General features: G+C 75.4%; 13 protein-coding genes. 6 read left to right on the top strand and 7 right to left on the bottom strand.

Annotated features, from left to right (window positions below):
• Window positions 1–34: 34 nt before the first annotated feature.
• Window positions 35–595, bottom strand: coding sequence for a hypothetical protein (locus V1J52_RS02570; RefSeq protein ID WP_330137862.1), 561 nt, complete (start codon window positions 593–595; stop codon window positions 35–37).
• A gap of 398 nt (window positions 596–993) precedes the next feature.
• The gene (locus V1J52_RS02565) at window positions 994–1488 is read right to left on the bottom strand and encodes a DUF309 domain-containing protein (protein ID WP_330137861.1); all 495 of its coding nucleotides are present in this window, start codon (window positions 1486–1488) and stop codon (window positions 994–996) included.
• 158 nt (window positions 1489–1646) lie between these two features.
• Between V1J52_RS02565 and V1J52_RS02560 the strand changes: the two genes are divergently transcribed.
• Entirely contained in the window at window positions 1647–3245 is a 1599-nt protein-coding gene (locus tag V1J52_RS02560; RefSeq protein ID WP_330137860.1) for an ATP-dependent DNA ligase, read from the top strand.
• Between the two features lie 79 nt (window positions 3246–3324).
• Here V1J52_RS02560 and V1J52_RS02555 read toward each other — a convergent pair whose 3' ends face one another.
• Together V1J52_RS02555 and V1J52_RS02550 are read right to left on the bottom strand one after the other, a co-directional pair.
• Complete coding sequence (locus tag V1J52_RS02555; RefSeq protein WP_330137859.1) at window positions 3325–6396, bottom strand: glycoside hydrolase family 3 N-terminal domain-containing protein; 3072 nt, start codon at window positions 6394–6396, stop codon at window positions 3325–3327.
• A 383-nt stretch (window positions 6397–6779) separates the two neighbouring features.
• Window positions 6780–7214 carry an HIT family protein gene (locus tag V1J52_RS02550; protein WP_330137858.1) on the bottom strand — a complete coding sequence of 145 codons (435 nt, stop codon included), beginning with the start codon at window positions 7212–7214 and terminating at the stop codon, window positions 6780–6782.
• 198 nt (window positions 7215–7412) lie between these two features.
• Here V1J52_RS02550 and V1J52_RS02545 point away from each other — a divergent pair, with 198 nt between their 5' ends.
• Window positions 7413–7646, top strand: coding sequence for a metallothionein (locus V1J52_RS02545; RefSeq protein ID WP_330137857.1), 234 nt, complete (start codon window positions 7413–7415; stop codon window positions 7644–7646).
• 18 nt (window positions 7647–7664) lie between these two features.
• Here V1J52_RS02545 and V1J52_RS02540 read toward each other — a convergent pair whose 3' ends face one another.
• Together V1J52_RS02540 and V1J52_RS02535 are read right to left on the bottom strand one after the other, a co-directional pair.
• Window positions 7665–9581 (bottom strand): AMP-dependent synthetase/ligase, encoded by a 1917-nt coding sequence (locus V1J52_RS02540; RefSeq protein WP_330137856.1) that lies wholly within the window; start codon window positions 9579–9581, stop codon window positions 7665–7667.
• Window positions 9582–9665: 84 nt separating this feature from the next.
• Window positions 9666–10985, bottom strand: a complete 1320-nt coding sequence (locus tag V1J52_RS02535; protein WP_330137855.1) for an acetyl-CoA C-acetyltransferase — start codon at window positions 10983–10985, stop codon at window positions 9666–9668.
• A 75-nt stretch (window positions 10986–11060) separates the two neighbouring features.
• On the opposite strand from V1J52_RS02535, the gene V1J52_RS02530 reads away from it, so the two are divergent.
• Together V1J52_RS02530 and V1J52_RS02525 are read left to right on the top strand one after the other, a co-directional pair.
• Window positions 11061–12419 (top strand): 3-oxoacyl-ACP reductase, encoded by a 1359-nt coding sequence (locus tag V1J52_RS02530; RefSeq protein WP_330137854.1) that lies wholly within the window; start codon window positions 11061–11063, stop codon window positions 12417–12419.
• 5 nt (window positions 12420–12424) lie between these two features.
• On the top strand, window positions 12425–13339 hold the full coding sequence (locus V1J52_RS02525) for a MaoC family dehydratase (protein WP_330137853.1): 915 nt from the start codon (window positions 12425–12427) through the stop codon (window positions 13337–13339).
• A gap of 4 nt (window positions 13340–13343) precedes the next feature.
• On the opposite strand, the gene V1J52_RS02520 is transcribed toward V1J52_RS02525, so the two are convergent.
• A complete protein-coding gene (locus tag V1J52_RS02520) occupies window positions 13344–14084 on the bottom strand; it encodes a TetR/AcrR family transcriptional regulator (protein ID WP_330137852.1) in 741 nt (246 codons plus the stop codon).
• 70 nt (window positions 14085–14154) lie between these two features.
• Between V1J52_RS02520 and V1J52_RS02515 the strand changes: the two genes are divergently transcribed.
• Window positions 14155–14616, top strand: coding sequence for an SCP2 sterol-binding domain-containing protein (locus V1J52_RS02515; protein WP_330137851.1), 462 nt, complete (start codon window positions 14155–14157; stop codon window positions 14614–14616).
• A 40-nt stretch (window positions 14617–14656) separates the two neighbouring features.
• Window positions 14657–15871 (top strand): acyl-CoA dehydrogenase family protein, encoded by a 1215-nt coding sequence (locus V1J52_RS02510; protein WP_330137850.1) that lies wholly within the window; start codon window positions 14657–14659, stop codon window positions 15869–15871.
• Window positions 15872–15918 lie beyond the last annotated feature (47 nt).

The following is a 15918-nucleotide window of genomic DNA, read 5'->3' as shown; positions in this document are numbered from 1 at the left end:
CGTACAGGTCGTGACGGCGGCGCCCGGCCGCCTCTCAGGACGTCCAGCGGCGGCACAGGTCGTAGGGGTCGTACGGGTCGTGCGGCCCGTCCGGCCCCCGGGCGGCGGACCACTCGTGCGGCCCGGCCGGTGATTCTTCCGGAACCGCCCCCTGCGCGAGGACCCTTCGGTGCCGGCCGGACGGCGCGCGCCGCCGCAGCGACCGGACGCGGCAGAGGGTGTCGTACAGGGCGGGGCCGTCGGTGAGCCGCTGCGGGGTGTCGGGCGGCAGCAGCCAGAAGCGGCCCGAGCAGGGCCGGTAGCCCAGGTCGCTGCCGTCAGGGGCGCCGCAGCGGGTCGTGCGCCGCCGGCACAGGGTGGTGCTCGGCGGCCAGCGCCAGGGACCCTCGTCGGGGGTGATCGGGATGTGCAGGACCTGGTGCACCAGGCAGACGAGCACCGCGCCGACCGGGAGTCCGTGCTGCCGCATGGCCGAGAGGGAGTCCAGGGCGCTGCGGCGCGGGGCCTGCACCACGCCGCCCTGGTGACCGCGCAGTTCGCGCGGGGCTTCCTCGCCGCAGCGGACCAGCCAGGGTAACTCGACGGCACCGGTCATCGGCGGCACCGCCGCGGGTGGGCACGGTCCCTCCCCCGGTAGGGTGACGCCGGGCCTCCCCCGCGGCCGGTCCACTTGTCAGTTGACGGCTCAACCATTCGCTGCATGACTCCCCCCAGGGACGGCGCAGCGGCCGGCCCGGGCGTCGGCCGGCCCGATGCGCTGCTGGTGTGCGGTACGAGGTCCGTGCGGACGCTAGTGGGAGACCGCCCACCACCCCTGTGCGCCGCGCACAGGCGGCGGCGCGCGGGATGTGCCGCACGCCCAGGCGCGCGCTCCGCGGCACGGCGCCGTCGGCGTCGTCGCAGGAAGCACGGGGTGCCCGGCCGCCCGTACGCAACGAGAAGCCTTCTCCACCTTCCGTGACCGCGCCCCGCCGGACCCCGGGAGACGGCCGCTCAGCCGCGCAGCCGGGGTGCCAGGTCCGCCGCGCCGGGAGCGGCCGGGGCCCCGGGCAGCTCCCGGGCGAGCGCCGCCGCCCAGGCGCCGAGCCCCGCCACGTCCACGCCGTGCGGCGGCGCCTCCTCGTACGGCGCGATGGAACCCGCGCCGCGCCGCAGCAGCGTGACGGCGCCCGCGGTGTTCCCGCGCGCCGCGTGCGTCACCCCGACGGCGAGCTGGGCCAGCCCGCGCCACAGCTCCCGTTCCGCCTCCGGGCCGGACTTCCAGGCGTCCTCCAGCACCTCGTGGGCGTGGAAGGGACGTCCCGCGTCCAGCAGCCGCTGCGCCTCGGCCAGCGACTCCCGGGGGGCGCGCACCACCGCCTCGGGCTGGCGCTCGACCCCGCGGTGCCCGTAGGGCAGCGGGCGGCCGAGGCCGTCCCGCGGGCGGGCGTTGCGGGCGCGGCCCTCCTCGTCCCGGTCCCGGGCGCGGCGCCCTCCCGGCTCAGCCATCGGCGCGCCGTCCCGGTCCGGCCGGTGCGGCGCCGCCGGAGGCGTACTGCTGTCCCATGGGCCCGTGTATAGCACAACGTTCCCGGCGCGGGCAGCGGTCCCGCGCCCCTTGCCGGCGCGCCCGTGCGGGCCCGCCGCGTCCGGGTCAGGATGGGAGCATGCTGCTCGCCGACCTCGCCCGGACGTCGAACGCCGTCGCGGCCACCTCCTCCCGGGCCGCCAAGGTCGCCCTGCTGGCGGAGCTGTTCCGCGCCATCGCTCCCGACGAGGCCCCCGTCGCCGTCACCTACCTGGCCGGGCGGCTGCCGCAGCGCCGCATCGGCGTGGGCTGGCGCACGCTCACCGGGCACACCGGGCCGGCCGGCGCGCCGAGCCTGACCGTGTCCCGGGTGGACGCCGCGCTGGCGGCCATCGCCGCCGTGCGCGGCCGGGGCGCCCAGGCGGAGCGGCAGCGGCTGCTGCGGGAGCTCATGGGCGCCGCCACCGAGGAGGAGCAGCACTTCCTGGTCCGGCTGATCACCGGGGAGCTGCGCCAGGGCGCCCTGGACGCCCTGGCGGTGGAGGGCCTCGCGGCGGCGGCGGACGCCGACGCGGCCGGGGTGCGCCGGGCGGTGATGCTGGGCGGTTCGCTCGGCGCGGTGGCGCGGGCCCTGCTCGCCCGCGGCCCCGGGGCGCTGGCGGACTTCCGGCTCACCGTGGGCCGTCCGGTGCAGCCGATGCTGGCCCAGACGGCGCGGGACGTGGACGAGGCGCTGGACCGGCTCGGCCCCTGCGCCGTGGAGGAGAAGCTCGACGGCATCCGGGTCCAGGTGCACCGGGACGGCGCGGAGGTGCGCGTCTACACCCGGACGCTGGACGACATCACCGGCCGGCTGCCCGAGGTCACCGACGCGGCACGGCGGTGGCGCACGGAGCAGGCCGTGCTGGACGGCGAGGTCATCGCGCTCGACGCGGACGGCCGCCCCCGCCCGTTCCAGGACGTCGCGGGCCGGGTCGGCTCCCGCGTCGACGTGGGGGCCGCGCGGCGGGCGCTGCCGCTGTGCGCCGTCTTCTTCGACCTGCTGGCCGTGGAGGGGCGCGACCTGCTCGGCCTGCCCGCGCGCGAGCGGCACGCCGCCCTGGCCGCCACCGTGCCCGAGCCGCTGCGGGTGCGGCGCCTGACCGTTCTGGACCCGGACGGCGCCGCGCACCGGGAGGCGGCCCGGCGCTTCGCCGGGGAGGTGCTCGCCCGCGGGCACGAGGGCGTCGTCGTCAAGGCGCTGGACGCGCCCTACAGCGCGGGTCGGCGCGGCGCCTCCTGGCTGAAGGTGAAGCCGGTGCACACCCTCGACCTGGTGGTCCTGGCGGCCGAGTGGGGCAGCGGGCGCCGCAGCGGCACGCTGTCGAACCTGCACCTGGGCGCGCGGCGGCCCGACGGTTCCTTCGCCATGCTCGGCAAGACGTTCAAGGGGCTCACGGACGCGCTGCTGGCCTGGCAGACCGAGCGGTTGCAGGAGCTGGCGGCCGCCCGGGAGCCGTGGGGCGTGCGGGTGCGGCCCGAACTGGTGGTGGAGATCGCGCTGGACGGCGTGCAGCGCTCGCCCCGCTACCCCGAGGGCCTGGCGCTGCGGTTCGCCCGCGTCGTGCGCTACCGCGAGGACAAGCGCCCCGAGCAGGCGGACACGGTGGACGCCGTGCGCCGCCTGCACACCCGCGCCCCGGTTCCGGAGGACGGCGGGGCGCCCGGGAGTCCCGCCCCCGGCGGCGGGCCGGGCTGAGGCGGCCCGCCGGCCGCCGCGCGGATGAGGCCGCGGCCGGGACGGCGGGCCCGAAGGCCCGGCGCCCCGGCCGCCGCGCTCAGGCGGCCCGGTAGGCGGCGGTCAGCTTGGCGACCGCCCCGGTCAGGTCACCGGTGAGCAGGAGGTGGTCCGCCTCCGCGAACGGCTTGGCGACCGCCGCGGTGACGTCCTGCCCGATCTTCTCCTGGACGAGCACCCGGGCCCTGCCGACCAGGTCCCTGCCGTGCTCGGAGTCGCCGAGACCGGCCGCCTCCAGCACCTTGGCCACCAGGCCGATGGCGCGGAGCGTGACCGCGCCGCCGGCGGGCTTGCGGTCCAGCGTGGTCAGGCCCCAGCCGTAGGGGTACTGCGGGGCGTACTCGGCGTCGCCGACGTTGACCGGGAGCTGCGCCTCGGACTTCGGCCACGTGACGGGGAGCTGCCCGGTGAAGGGGCGCTCGCCGTACAGGACGTCGGCCACGCCGTCGCCCTCGCTGCCCGGCAGCCAGGAGGCGACCAGCGCGTCGATGCCGGGCAGGCGGTCGCCGATGAGCTGCGGGCGCCCGGAGACCACGAGCACCGCGCACTTCATCGCGCCGCAGACCGTGTCGACCGCGGCCTGGTCGGCGTCCGACAGCTCCAGGTCGTGCCCGTTGCCGACGTCGCCGATGCCCTCGGCGTAGGGCGTCTCACCGACGACCACCACACCGACGTCGTACCCGTCGGTGGCCGCGGAGGCGTCCCTGGAGTAGTCGATGTCCGCGTCCGGCGCGGCCTTGCGCATCCCGTCGAGGATGGTCGTGCCGGTGGTGGTGTTCCCGGAGGCCCCCTGCCAGCTGATGGTCCAGCCCCCGGCCTGGTTGCCGATGTCGTCGGCGTTGGACCCGGCGACGTACACCTTCTGCGAACGCTTCAGCGGCAGCACGCCGCCCTCGTTCTTCAGCAGCACCTGGGAGGCGGCGGCGGCCTCGCGGGCCACGGCGCGGTGCCGGGACGAACCGATGGAGTCCAGGTGCGTGGTGTCGGCGTAGGGCTCCTCGAACAGGCCCAGCCGGAACTTCTGCGTCAGGATGCGGGACACGGCGTCGTCGACGCGCTCCTCGCTGACGCGCCCGGCCCCGACCTCGTCCGTGAGGACACTGGTGAAGTTCTGGTAGTCGGTCGGGACCATCACCATGTCCACCCCGGCGTTGACGGAGGTGCGCACGTCGCTCGGGTAGTCCCCGGGGATCTGGTCGATGGCCTGCCAGTCGCTGATCACGAAGCCCTCGAAGCCCATGCGGTCCTTGAGGACGCCGTTGATCATCTCGGCGTGGGCGTGCATCTTCACCGGGCCCTGGCCGTCACCGATGACGTCCAGCGACGAGTAGGACGGCATGACCGTCCCGGCGCCGCGCTCGACCGCCTCGGCGAACGGGGAGAGGTGCACCGCCTCCAGCTCCTCGCGGGTGACCCGCGTGACGCCCTGGTCGATCGTGTACGAACCGGTGGTGGACGAGCCGAACTCGGTGCCGCCGTCGCCGACGAAGTGCTTGGCGCTGGTGAGGACCTTGTCGTTGCGGTCCAGGTCCCTGCCGTCGCGCCTGCCCTGCATGCCGTCGATGACGGTGGCCATGGCGTTGACCAGCGCCGGGTCCTCACCGAACGCCTCGTAGGAGCGTCCCCAGCGCTCGTCGCGGGTGACGCACACACACGGCGCGAAGTTCCACGGGACGCCGGTGGCGCGCACCTCCTTGGCGGTCACCGCCGCCGTCTTCCGCGCGAGCTGCGGGTCGCGCCCCGCGCCGAGGCCGATGTTGTGCGGCATGATCGTCGCCCCGACGACGTTGTTGTGGCCGTGCACCGCGTCCACGCCGTAGACCAGCGGGATCTGGTGGCGGGTCGCCTGGGCGCGCAGCTGGTAGGCGTCGATCATCTCAGCCCACGCCTGCGGCGTGTTGGGCGTGGGCACCGAGCCGCCGCCGGAGAGCAGCGAGCCCAGCGCGTAGCGCGCGATGTCGCCCCCGGAGCGCAGCGCGTTCCGCTCGGCCTGGGTCATCTGGCCGACCTTCTCCTCCAGCGACATGCGGGAGAGCAGGTCGGCGACGCGCTTCTCCACCGGCAGCCTGGCGTCGAGGTACGGCAGGCCGTGGGCGTTCACGACGACCTGCGGGTCCTCGGCCGGGGGCCGGGCGCCGGTCACGGTGAGCCGCAGCGGGATGGTCTCGGCGGCCTCCGCCGAACGGTCCCGGGAGGTGGCGACGGTGACGGTGCGGCTCGCGCCCGAGGGCGTGCCGGCCGGGAAGGTGAGGGTGCCGGAGACGGGCGTGTAGTCCTCGCCGGACGTGGCGGTGCCGCCCTCGGTGGTGTAGCCGACCGTGACGGGGGCGTCGAGCGGGACGGAGCCGGTGGTGGCGACGGAGACGTCCACCCGGGCGGTACCGCCCTCGTCCACCGGGTGGACGGCCGCGCCGGTGCCGACCCGGACGTTGAGGCCCGGGTCGGCCTCCCCGTACAGCTCCACGCCGTCCATGGCGAAGGCGCCGGGTGCCCCGGTCGGCAGCGTCAGGGCGTAGCCCCACATCTCGTCCAGTCCGAGGACCTGGTCGATCCCTCCGACGGGCTGGTAGTCGGCCCGGTAGTGGAAGTCGGCGAAGGGGATCTCGACGAGGTGCCAGCCCTCCCAGTCGTCGGTGAAGGACGTGGTCCACAGCTCCGACGCCCCGCCGCCGGTGCCGCCGTCCTTGATCTCGAAGTGCACCCGCTTGCCCGAACCGGGCGGCAGGGGCGCTGTGTTCTGGCCGTACCACCAGAAGCGGACGCCCTCGTGGGCGCTCCAGTCGTGGGCGGGCTCGTCGGTGGCGAACTCGTGGCTGAAGCCGCCCCAGCCGCTGATGTCGTAGGTGCCCGCGAGGACGCTCTCGCCCTCGGGGGCGTCCTCGCGTGCCTCGAGCTCCAGCGCGGGGTGGTCGTCGGTGTCGCCGCCCCAGGTGAAGAGGGCGTCGGCCGGCGGCTGGCCGAAGGGCACCTCGCCCTCGAACCGGTCGATGGGCACGGGCGCGGGCTCCTCGGCGGCGGCGCTGGGCAGCGCACCGGCGAGCAGCGAGCCGAGCACGGCGGTGGCGGCGGCCACCGCCGTCCCCGCTCTCCTTCTCACACGTGGTCGTGGCATTGCGGCTCCTTGGGGTGGGACCGGGGGCGGGCACGGGAACGCGGGCGACGGCTCGCCGGCGGGGGGCCGCAACGGGCGCGGAGCTTGGCCGGAACCGCCGCCGGAACCGGTTCCGGCAACGCCGGTGAGTCAACCGGCCGGGCCCGCCGCCGTCAATACTTCGCACCGGAATCCGGAACCCGGCGCGCTCCGCGTGCACAGGGTGAAAGCACCACCGTCCGGGGCGGGTTCACCGTGCCCGGCCCGCGGCCCCGTCCTGGCGTGCGCGGCCCGGGCCCGTCGGCCCCGGAGGTCCGTCCCCGGTCCCGGCGCCACCGCCAACCCGCCAGGCGGCGGCTCGTGTTGAAGCCCTGGAGGCACCGGGGTCCGCCCGTCGGCGGGGGCTACCGCTCCTCGTCCGGCGGGATGTCGGCCAGGGCGCCGCGGACCCGGTCCGCGGCCGCCTCGGCGTCGCGGTCGCCGTCGTAGCGGGTGCGGGGCCAGAAGAAACCGCGCAGGCCGTCCTTCGGGTTGCGCGGCACGACGTGCACGTGGAGGTGCGGGACCGACTGGCTGACCCGGTTGTTGGCGGCGACGAACGTGCCGGCCGCCGCCATGCCCCGCTCCACGGCCCCCGCCAGGAGCCGCACCCGGGCGAACAGCGGGCCGACGTCCGCCGGCGGCACGTCGGTCAGGGTGGCGTGGTGGGCGCGCGGGACGACGAGCACGTGCCCGGGGAACAGCGGCCGCACGTCCAGGAACGCGACCGCCACCTCGTCCCCGAAGACCCGGTGCGCCGGTTCCCGTCCGGCGGCGATGGCGCAGAAGAGACAGCTCATGCGGCCAGTCAACCGCTCCCGCGCGGCGGCTGCGTCCGGGCGGCGGTACCGGCCGCGCCCGGACGGGTGGCCGGCGTCGGCCGGTCGGGCGCAGCCGCCGCGTCGCGGGGTCCGGGCCCGGCCGCGGCGGCCATGCTGGGCGGCAGCGGTGGGCGCCTGCCGGCCCGCCGCCTGCCCAAGCCACGAGGAGTGCTGGTCATGGCCGTCTGCGAAGTGTGCAGCAACGACTACGAGATGTCCTTCGAGGTGCACGCCGCCGGGGCCGTCCACGTGTTCGACAGCCTGGAGTGCGCCGCGCAGCGGATGGCCCCCATCTGCGAGAACTGCGCGTGCCGCATCCTGGGCCACGGCGTGGAGTCGGACGGGCGGTTCTTCTGCTGTGCGCACTGCGCGCGCGTCCAGGGGCACGCGCGGCTCGTCGACCACGCCTGAGAGCGCCCGCGCCGGGGGCTAACCGCCGTAGAGGGCCTCAATCTCCGCCTGGTACGCCTGGGCCACGGCGTGCCGCTTGACCTTCAGGGAGGGCGTCAGCAGGCCGTTGTCCTCGGTGAACTCGCCCTCCACGAGGCGGAACGCCCGGATGGACTCGGCGCGGGAGACGGCCTCGTTGGCGTAGGCGACGGCGCTGCCCACGTCGGCCAGCAGTTCGGGGTCCTCGCGCAGCTCGGCGAAGGGGGTGTCCTTCGGACGCTTGCGGACGGCGAGCCAGTGCTCCAGCGCCTCGGGTTCGAGCGTGACCAGCGCGCCGACGAACGGCCGGTTGTCGCCGACCACGATGCACTGGCCCACGGGCGGACGGCTGCGCAGCCGGTCCTCCAGGACGCTCGGGGAGACGTTCTTGCCGCCGGAGGTGACCAGGATGTCCTTCTTGCGGCCGGTGATGAGGAGGTAGCCGTCCTCGTCCAGCCGCCCGAGGTCGCCGGTGGCGAACCACTCGTCCGTCAGCGCGGCCCGGGTGGCCGCTTCGTTGTTCCAATAGGCGCTGGAGACGATGCCGCCCTTGATGAGGACCTCGCCGTCGTCGGCGATGCGCACGGCGGTGCCGGGCACGGGCTGGCCCACGGTGCCCGGGCGCGGGCCGAGCGGGGGGATGACGGTGGCGGCGGCGGTCGTCTCGGTGAGGCCGTAGCCCTCGTAGATGACGATGCCGCAGGCGAGGAAGAACAGGTTGAGCCGCCGGTCCAGCGGGGAGCCGCCGCTGATGGCGTAGCGCAGCCGTCCGCCCAGCTCGGCGCGCACGCGGCGGTAGACGAGCAGGTCGTACAGCTTCCAGGCCAGGGCGAGCCCGGCGCCCGGTTTGCGCCCGGTGCCCAGGAACTCGCCGAGCACCGCCTCGGCGAACCGCACGGCGACGCCGTCGGCGCGGTCGAAGGAGGTGCCCCGGCCCATCCTCTCGGCGGTGGCCCGCCCGGTGTCGTGGATCTTCTCGAACAGGTAGGGCACGCCGACGACGAACGTGGGCCTGAAGCGGCGCAGTTCGGGCCGCAGCTCGTCGGGTTTGATGCTCGGCCAGTGACCGACCTCGATGCGCGCCAGCATGCAGGCGATCTGGATGGTGCGGCCGAGTATGTGGGCGAGCGGCAGGAACAGCAGGGTGGAGGCCGTCTGCCCGGTGACCGCCTCGAAGACGGGGTGCAGCAGTTCGACGGTGTTGGCCGCCTCGGCGTGCAGGTTGGCGTGGGTGATGACGCAGCCCTTGGGCTGGCCCGTGGTGCCGGAGGTGTAGCAGAGCGTGGCGATGGTGTCCGGGGTGAGAGCGGCGCGCCGCTTCGTCACCTCCGCGTCGGGTACGTCCGCTCCCAGCGCGGTGAGTTCGGCCAGTGCCCCGGCCTCGATCTGCCACACCCGCGGCCGCGCGGGGAGCCCCTCGGCCGCGGCGCGGGCGGTGGCGCGGTGGCCGGCGTCCTCCACTACGGCGAACCGGGCGCCGGAGTCGCGCAGGATCCACTCGACCTGGTCGGCTGACGAGGTCGGGTAGACGGGGACGCTCTGGCCCCCCGCGGCCCACACGGCGAAGTCGAGGACGGCCCACTCGTAGCGGGTGCGCGACATCACCGCGACCCGGCCGCCGGGTTCGAGTCCGGCGGCGATCAGGCCCTTGGCCACGTCGGTGACCTCGCGGGCGAACCCGGCCGCGGTGACCGGGAGCCAGGCGTCACCCGACTTGCGCCGCACGACGACGGTGTCCGGGGCCTCCCGCGCGTTGTCGAAGGGGATGTCGGCGGTGCTGCCGGAGACCGGCGGGGTGGCGAGGGGTGCGCTGCGGGCCTCTCGCACCACTCCGTTCTCGCGGATCACTTCCACGCAGACGCGGGCGGCCAGGTCGCCTCGTCGCCGCGCTGTCTTCAGATCCTTGCGTACGCCCATGGGTCGGCTCCTGTTCACGGCTCGCGGCACGGGGAGGGAAGGGCACGGGAAGGCGGGGGTGCCCGGTGGTCGGTGCGGGGGGGGTCAGCGCTCCAGGAGGGCCGTGACGCCCTGGCCCCCGGCGGCGCAGACGGAGATCAGGCCGCGGGCGGTGGCCTGGCCGTCCCGGGCCGGGCCGCCGCGCTCCCGCACCCGCTCGTCGAGCAGTTTGGCGAGCGTGGCGACGATGCGGCCGCCGGTGGCCGCGAAGGGGTGCCCGACGGCGAGGGAGGAGCCGGTGACGTTGAGCCGGTCGCGGTCCACCGGGCCCAGCGGCACCGCCCGGCCCAGGCGCTCCGCGCAGAAGGCCGGGTCCTCCCAGGCGGCGAGGGTGGCGAGCACCTGGGAGGCGAACGCCTCGTGGATCTCGTAGAGGTCCAGGTCGGCCAGGGTGAGCCCGGCCGCGTCCAGCAGGCCGGGCACGGCGTGGACGGGCGCCATGAGCAGGCCGTCGGTTCCGCTGACGAAGTCGACGGCGGCGGTGCGGGAGTGGCTGAACCAGGCGAGGACGGGCAGGCCGCGGGCGGCGGCCCACTCCTCGCTGGCCAGCAGCACGGTGGCGGCGCCGTCGGTCAGCGGGGTGGAGTTGCCCGCGGTCATGGTGGCGCCGGGGTGGTCCGTCCCGAAGACGGGCCGCAGGCGGGCCAGTTTGGCGGGTGTGCTGTCCGGGCGGAGGTTCTGGTCGCGGTCCAGGCCGCGGAAGGGGGTGAGGAGGTCGTCGAAGAAGCCGCGGTCGTAGGCGGCGGACAGGCGCTGGTGGCTGGTGGCGGCCAGGGCGTCCTGATCGGCGCGGGCGATGTCCCACTGCGCCGCGGTACGGGCGGCGTGCTCGCCCATGGACAGGCCGGTGCGCGGCTCGGCGTTGCGCGGGATGTCGGGGACGGCGTGACGGGGGCGCAGCCCGCGGAACGCGCCGATCCGCTGCCTCAGCGTGCGGCCCCGGCGCGCTTCCAGCAGGATGCGGCGCAGGTCGTCGTTGACGCCGAGCGGGGCGTCGCTCGCGGTGTCCACGCCGCCGGCGACGCCGCACTCGATCTGCCCGAGGGCGATCTTGTTGGCGACGAGGATGACGGCCTCCAGCCCGGTGCCGCAGGCCTGCTGGATGTCGTAGGCCGGGGTGCGGTGGTCCAGGGCGCTGCCGAGGACGACCTCGCGGGCGAGGTTGAAGTCCCGGCTGTGCTTGAGGACGGCACCGGCGACGAACTCCCCCAGCCGCTGGCCGGCCAGGCCGTGCCGTTCGACGAGACCGGCCAGCGCCGCGCCCAGCATGTCCTGGTTCCCGGCGGTGGCGTAGGGGCCGTCCGCCCGTGCGAACGGGATGCGGTTGCCTCCGACGACGGCGACGCGGCGCCCGGGAGATGTCATGTCCGGCACTCCTTGTGATCCGCGGACCCACTTCTTACTCTTGGGTAAACTTACTCGTGCGTAAGGAGAAAATCCATGGCCGACCGCTACCAAAGGCTGACGGCCCGGGGGCCGGGCGCCTTCGTTGCCCGGCAGCTCGGACTGCCGCGCCCCGAGCCGCTGGAGCGGCACCGGCCGGGCCGCCCCGTCACCGCGGGCCCCGTCGCGCTCGGCGGCGCCGAGGGCGGGCGCGTGCGGAAACCGCTGCGTGCCGTCCTGGACGGGCTCGGGGCCACCGTTACCGAGGACGGCACCGAGGAGGGCACCGGCGACCGCCCGGCCGCCCTCGTCTTCGACGCCACCGGCATCACCGACAGCGGGCGCCTGCGCGAACTGCACGCCTATCTCCACCCACGCGTCCGCTCCCTGGCGCCCTGCGGACGGCTCGTGGTCCTCGGCACGCCGCCGGAGCAGGCCGGCGGCGTGGCCGAGGCCGCCGCCCAGCGGGCGCTGGAGGGCTTCACGCGGTCGGCGGGCAAGGAGCTGCGGCGCGGGTCGACCGCGCACCTGCTGCTCGTCGGCCACGGCGCCGAGCAGGCACTGGAGTCGACGGTGCGCTTCGTCCTGTCCGCGCGTTCGGCCTACGTCTCCGGGCAGACCCTGCGCGTCACCGGACCGGCCGCGCCGGACGCCGGGCCCGCCGACTGGGAGCGCCCGCTGGACGGCCGGGTGGCCGTGGTGACCGGCGCCTCCCGGGGCATCGGCGCCGTGGTGGCGCAGACCCTGGCCAGGGACGGGGCGCACGTGGTGTGCCTGGACGTCCCCCAGCAGGGCGCGGCGCTGCGCGGTGTGGCGCAGCGCTGCGCCGGCAGCGCGCTGGAGCTGGACGTCACCGCCGCCGACGCGGGGGCCGTGCTGGCCGGGCACCTGCGCGAGCGGCACGGCGGGGTGGACGTGGTGGTGCACAACGCGGGCGTCACCCGGGACAAGACGCTCGGGCGGATGGACGCCGGCCGCTGGGACGCCGTGATGGCGGTCAACCTCACCTCCGTGGAACGGCTGACCGAGGCGCTGCTCGACGGGGACGAGCCGGTCCTGCGCGGGGGCGGGCGCGTCGTGTGCACGTCCTCGATCAGCGGCATCGCCGGGAACGCCGGGCAGACCAACTACGCGGCGAGCAAGGCGGGGCTGATCGGCCTGGTGCAGGCGCTCGCGCCGCGGGTGGCCGCGCGGGGCGTCACCGTCAACGCGGTCGCCCCCGGCTTCATCGAGACGCAGATGACGGCGGCCGTGCCGCTGTTCCTCCGGGAGGCCGGGCGGCGTATGAACAGCCTCGCCCAGGGCGGGCAGCCGGTGGACGTCGCGGAGGCCGTCGCGTACTTCGCCTCACCGGGCAGTTCGGCCGTCAGCGGGCAGGTGCTGCGCGTGTGCGGCCAGTCCCTGCTGGGAGCGTGAGCGGCATGGTGTCCCGGCCCACCTCCCCGGCGCCGCAGCCCGCCGGCCCCCCGCCGCACACCAGGCGGCTCGACGCGGTGCCGCCGCTGGCCCCGCTGTACGCGCGGGCGGTGCTGCCCCGGCGCGGCGGCGGCCCGCTCCCCCGGCGGGAGCTGGTGGTGCGGGCCCGCGCCGACGACCGGCGGCTGCGCCGGTACGCGCAGGTCTGCGGTTTCGCCCGGGGCGGCCCGCTGCCCCTGACCTATCCGCACCTCGTCGCCTTCCCGCTGGCGGTGGCGCTGATGACGCGCCGCGACTTCCCCCACCCGCTGCTGGGCCTGGTCCACGTCGGCAACCGGGTGGAGCGGCTGCGTCCGCTGCGGCCGGACGAGACGCTGACCTACCGGGTGCGCACCGGCGAGGCGGTGCCGCACCCCCGGGGGACGGCGTTCGAGATGGTGGCCGAGGCGTCGGACGGCGACGGCCCGGTGTGGCGGTCGGCGAGCACCTACCTGCGCCGGGGCCCGGCCACCGGGGAGCGGGAGGCCGCCGCGTCCGCGCGGGAGGAGCACCGCGCGGGCGAGGGGCAGCACGGGGGGCGCACCGAGCGGTGGGAGGTGCCCGCCGCCACCGGACGGGCCTACGCCGCCGTCTCCGGGGACCGCAACCCGATCCACCTGCACCCGCTGACCGCCCGGGCGTTCGGCTTCCCCCGCGCCATCGCCCACGGCATGTGGACCAAGGCGCGCTGCCTCGCGGCGCTGGAGGGCGAACTGCCGGACGCCTGCCGGGCGGAGGTCGCCTTCCGCGCGCCGGTGCTGCTGCCCGCGCCGGTGGTGTTCACCTCGGCCGGCGACGCGGACGGGGGGCTGGAGTTCGCCCTGCGCTCCGCGGACGGCGGCCGGGAGCACCTGCGCGGCCGGGTCTCCCCGACAAGCTGACGGCTCACGCCTCCGCCGCGGGCCGCCCCCCGGGCTCCGGGACGGCGCCCCGCGCCCTCGGGGCGGCGCCCCCGGGGGGAGCGTCCTCCGCCTCCGGGGCGGCGTCCGCGTCGGCCGTCCACACCTCGCCCTCCAGCACGTTGCGCATCCCGACCCAGGCCATGTTCATCAGCCGCAGCGTGACGCGTTCGGGGGACTCGTCCGGGTGGGCCTCCAGCCAGTCGGTCAGCGAGTCGGCCGCGCCCACCAGGGCCGAGGCGACGAAGTCGGCGTCCTCGTCGCCGAGTCCGGCCGGGTTGGCGCTCTCGGCGATGCCGTCGCGCACCAGCCCGGCCACCTCGGCCATCACCATGCGCCGCGCGAGCGTCACCTCGGCCGCGATGGCCTCGGTCAGCTCCGACGCCTGCCGGTGCAGCACCACCCAGCTGTCCCGGTGCTCGTGGACGAAGCCGAAGAAGGCGGCCAGCCCGGCCCGCAGCCGCATGTCGGGGGTGGCCTTGCCGCGCACCGCGCCCTGGAAGGCCGCGGCCAGCCGCTCGGCCTCCCGCCGCACGCAGGCGACGAACAGTCCCTCCTTGGAGTCCAGGTAGAGGTACACCATCGGCTTGGAGATCCCGGCCAGCTCGGCGATCTCGTCCACCGAGGCCGCGTGGTAACCGCGCTTGGCGAACACCTGGATGGCCACGTCGATCATCTGCTGCTCCCGGACCTGCCGGGGCACCCGCCGCCTTCGTTTCTCCGTCACCCTTGCCAGCCTACCTACCTTGTCGTAATCTTACCGATCAGTAAACTTACTACGCAGTAAGGAACTGCTGATGACTGACACCGCAGGCGGCAGGCTGGCCGGTCTCGACTTCGCGGCCGTCTCCCCCGAGGAGTTCGCCCAGCTCGTGAAGCAGCTCACCGCCGGAGAGATCGAGGAACTCATGCGCGGCGAGTTCCGCGCCCGGGCCCTCGGCGAGATCTTCGCCCGCATGGAGCGCCAGTTCCGGCCGGAGAGCGCCGGCTCGCTCACCGCGCTCATCCGCTGGAAGATCACCGGTGAGACGGAGGCCGTCTACGAGACGGCCATCGACGCGGGGACGTGCACCGTCCGCGCCGGGCGCACCGAGGCGGAGCCCCGGGTCACCCTCGTCATGGGCGACGCGGAGTTCCTCAGGCTCGTGTCCGGCAACGGCTCTCCCGTCACGATGTTCATGACCCGTAAGCTCAAGGTCGCCGGGGACGTCGGGATGGCCTCCGGGCTCACCCGCCTGTTCGACATACCCAAGGCGTGAGCCGGGTGCAGCGTGACCAGCTCGATCAGGAGGCACAGGCATGAGCGGGTTCTGTCTCGACCTCACCGAGGAACAGCGCGACCTGCGCGACTGGGTCCACGGCTTCGCCGCCGAGGTCGTGCGCCCGGCGGCGGCGGAGTGGGACGAGCGCGAGGAGACCCCCTGGCCCGTCATCCGGGAGGCCGCCAGGATCGGCCTGTACGGGTTCGAGTCGCTGGCCGAGATGTTCGGCGACCCCTCGGGGCTGTCCCTCCAGATCGCCAACGAGGAGCTGTTCTGGGGCGACGCCGGGATCGGCATGGCCCTGTTCGGCACCTCCCTGGCGGTCGCCGGGATCTTCGCCGCCGGCACCCCCGACCAGCTCGCCGAATGGGTGCCGCAGTGCTTCGGCGACGCGGACGACCCCAAGGTGGCGGCCTTCTGCGTCTCGGAGCCCGAGGCGGGCTCGGACGTGTCCGCCATGCGCACCCGGGCCCGCTACGACGAGGCCCGCGACGAGTGGGTGCTCAGCGGACAGAAGGCGTGGATCACCAACGGCGGCATCGCCGACGTGCACGTGGTGGTGGCCTCCGTCGACCGGGAGCTCGGCGCCCGCGGCCAGGCCGCGTTCATCGTCCCGCCCGGCACGAAGGGGCTGGAGGGCAACCGCAAGATCAAGAAGCTGGGCCTGCGCGCCTCGCACACCGCGGACGTCTTCCTGGACGACGTGCGGGTGCCCGGCGGCTGCCTGCTGGGCGGCCGGGAGCGCCTGGAGCGGCGGCTGGCCGGCGCCCGTGAGGGCCGCGCGGCCAAGGGGCAGGCGGCGATGGCGACGTTCGAGGTCAGCCGTCCCACCGTCGGCGCCCAGGCACTCGGCATCGCCCGCGCCGCCTACGAGTACGCCCTGGAGTACGCGGGAGAGCGCGTCGCCTTCGGGCGGCCGATCATCGACAACCAGGCCATCGCGTTCCCCCTGGTCGACGTGCGCACCGAGATCGAGGCCGTGCGGCTGCTGATCTGGCAGGCCGCCTGGATGGCCCGCAACGGGAAGGAGTTCACCGCGGCGCAGGGCTCGATGTCCAAGCTGCGCGCGGGCGAACTCGCCGTCGGTGCGACCGGGAAGGCCGTCCAGGTGCTCGGCGGCGCCGGCTACAGCCGGGAGCACCCGGTGGAGCGCATGTACCGGGACGCCAAGATCTACACCATTTTCGAAGGGACCAGCGAGATCCAGCGACTGGTCATCGCGCGGTCCATCTCCGGCCGCGGCATTCGCTGACCGGCGCGGTGGCGCCGCCCGCCCGGCGGCGCCACCGCACGGCAGAG

This window comes from Streptomyces solitudinis (genome assembly GCF_036323765.1).
Taxonomy (GTDB): Bacteria; Actinomycetota; Actinomycetes; order Streptomycetales; family Streptomycetaceae; genus Streptomyces.
This window is presented reverse-complemented; position numbering and strand designations above follow the sequence as displayed.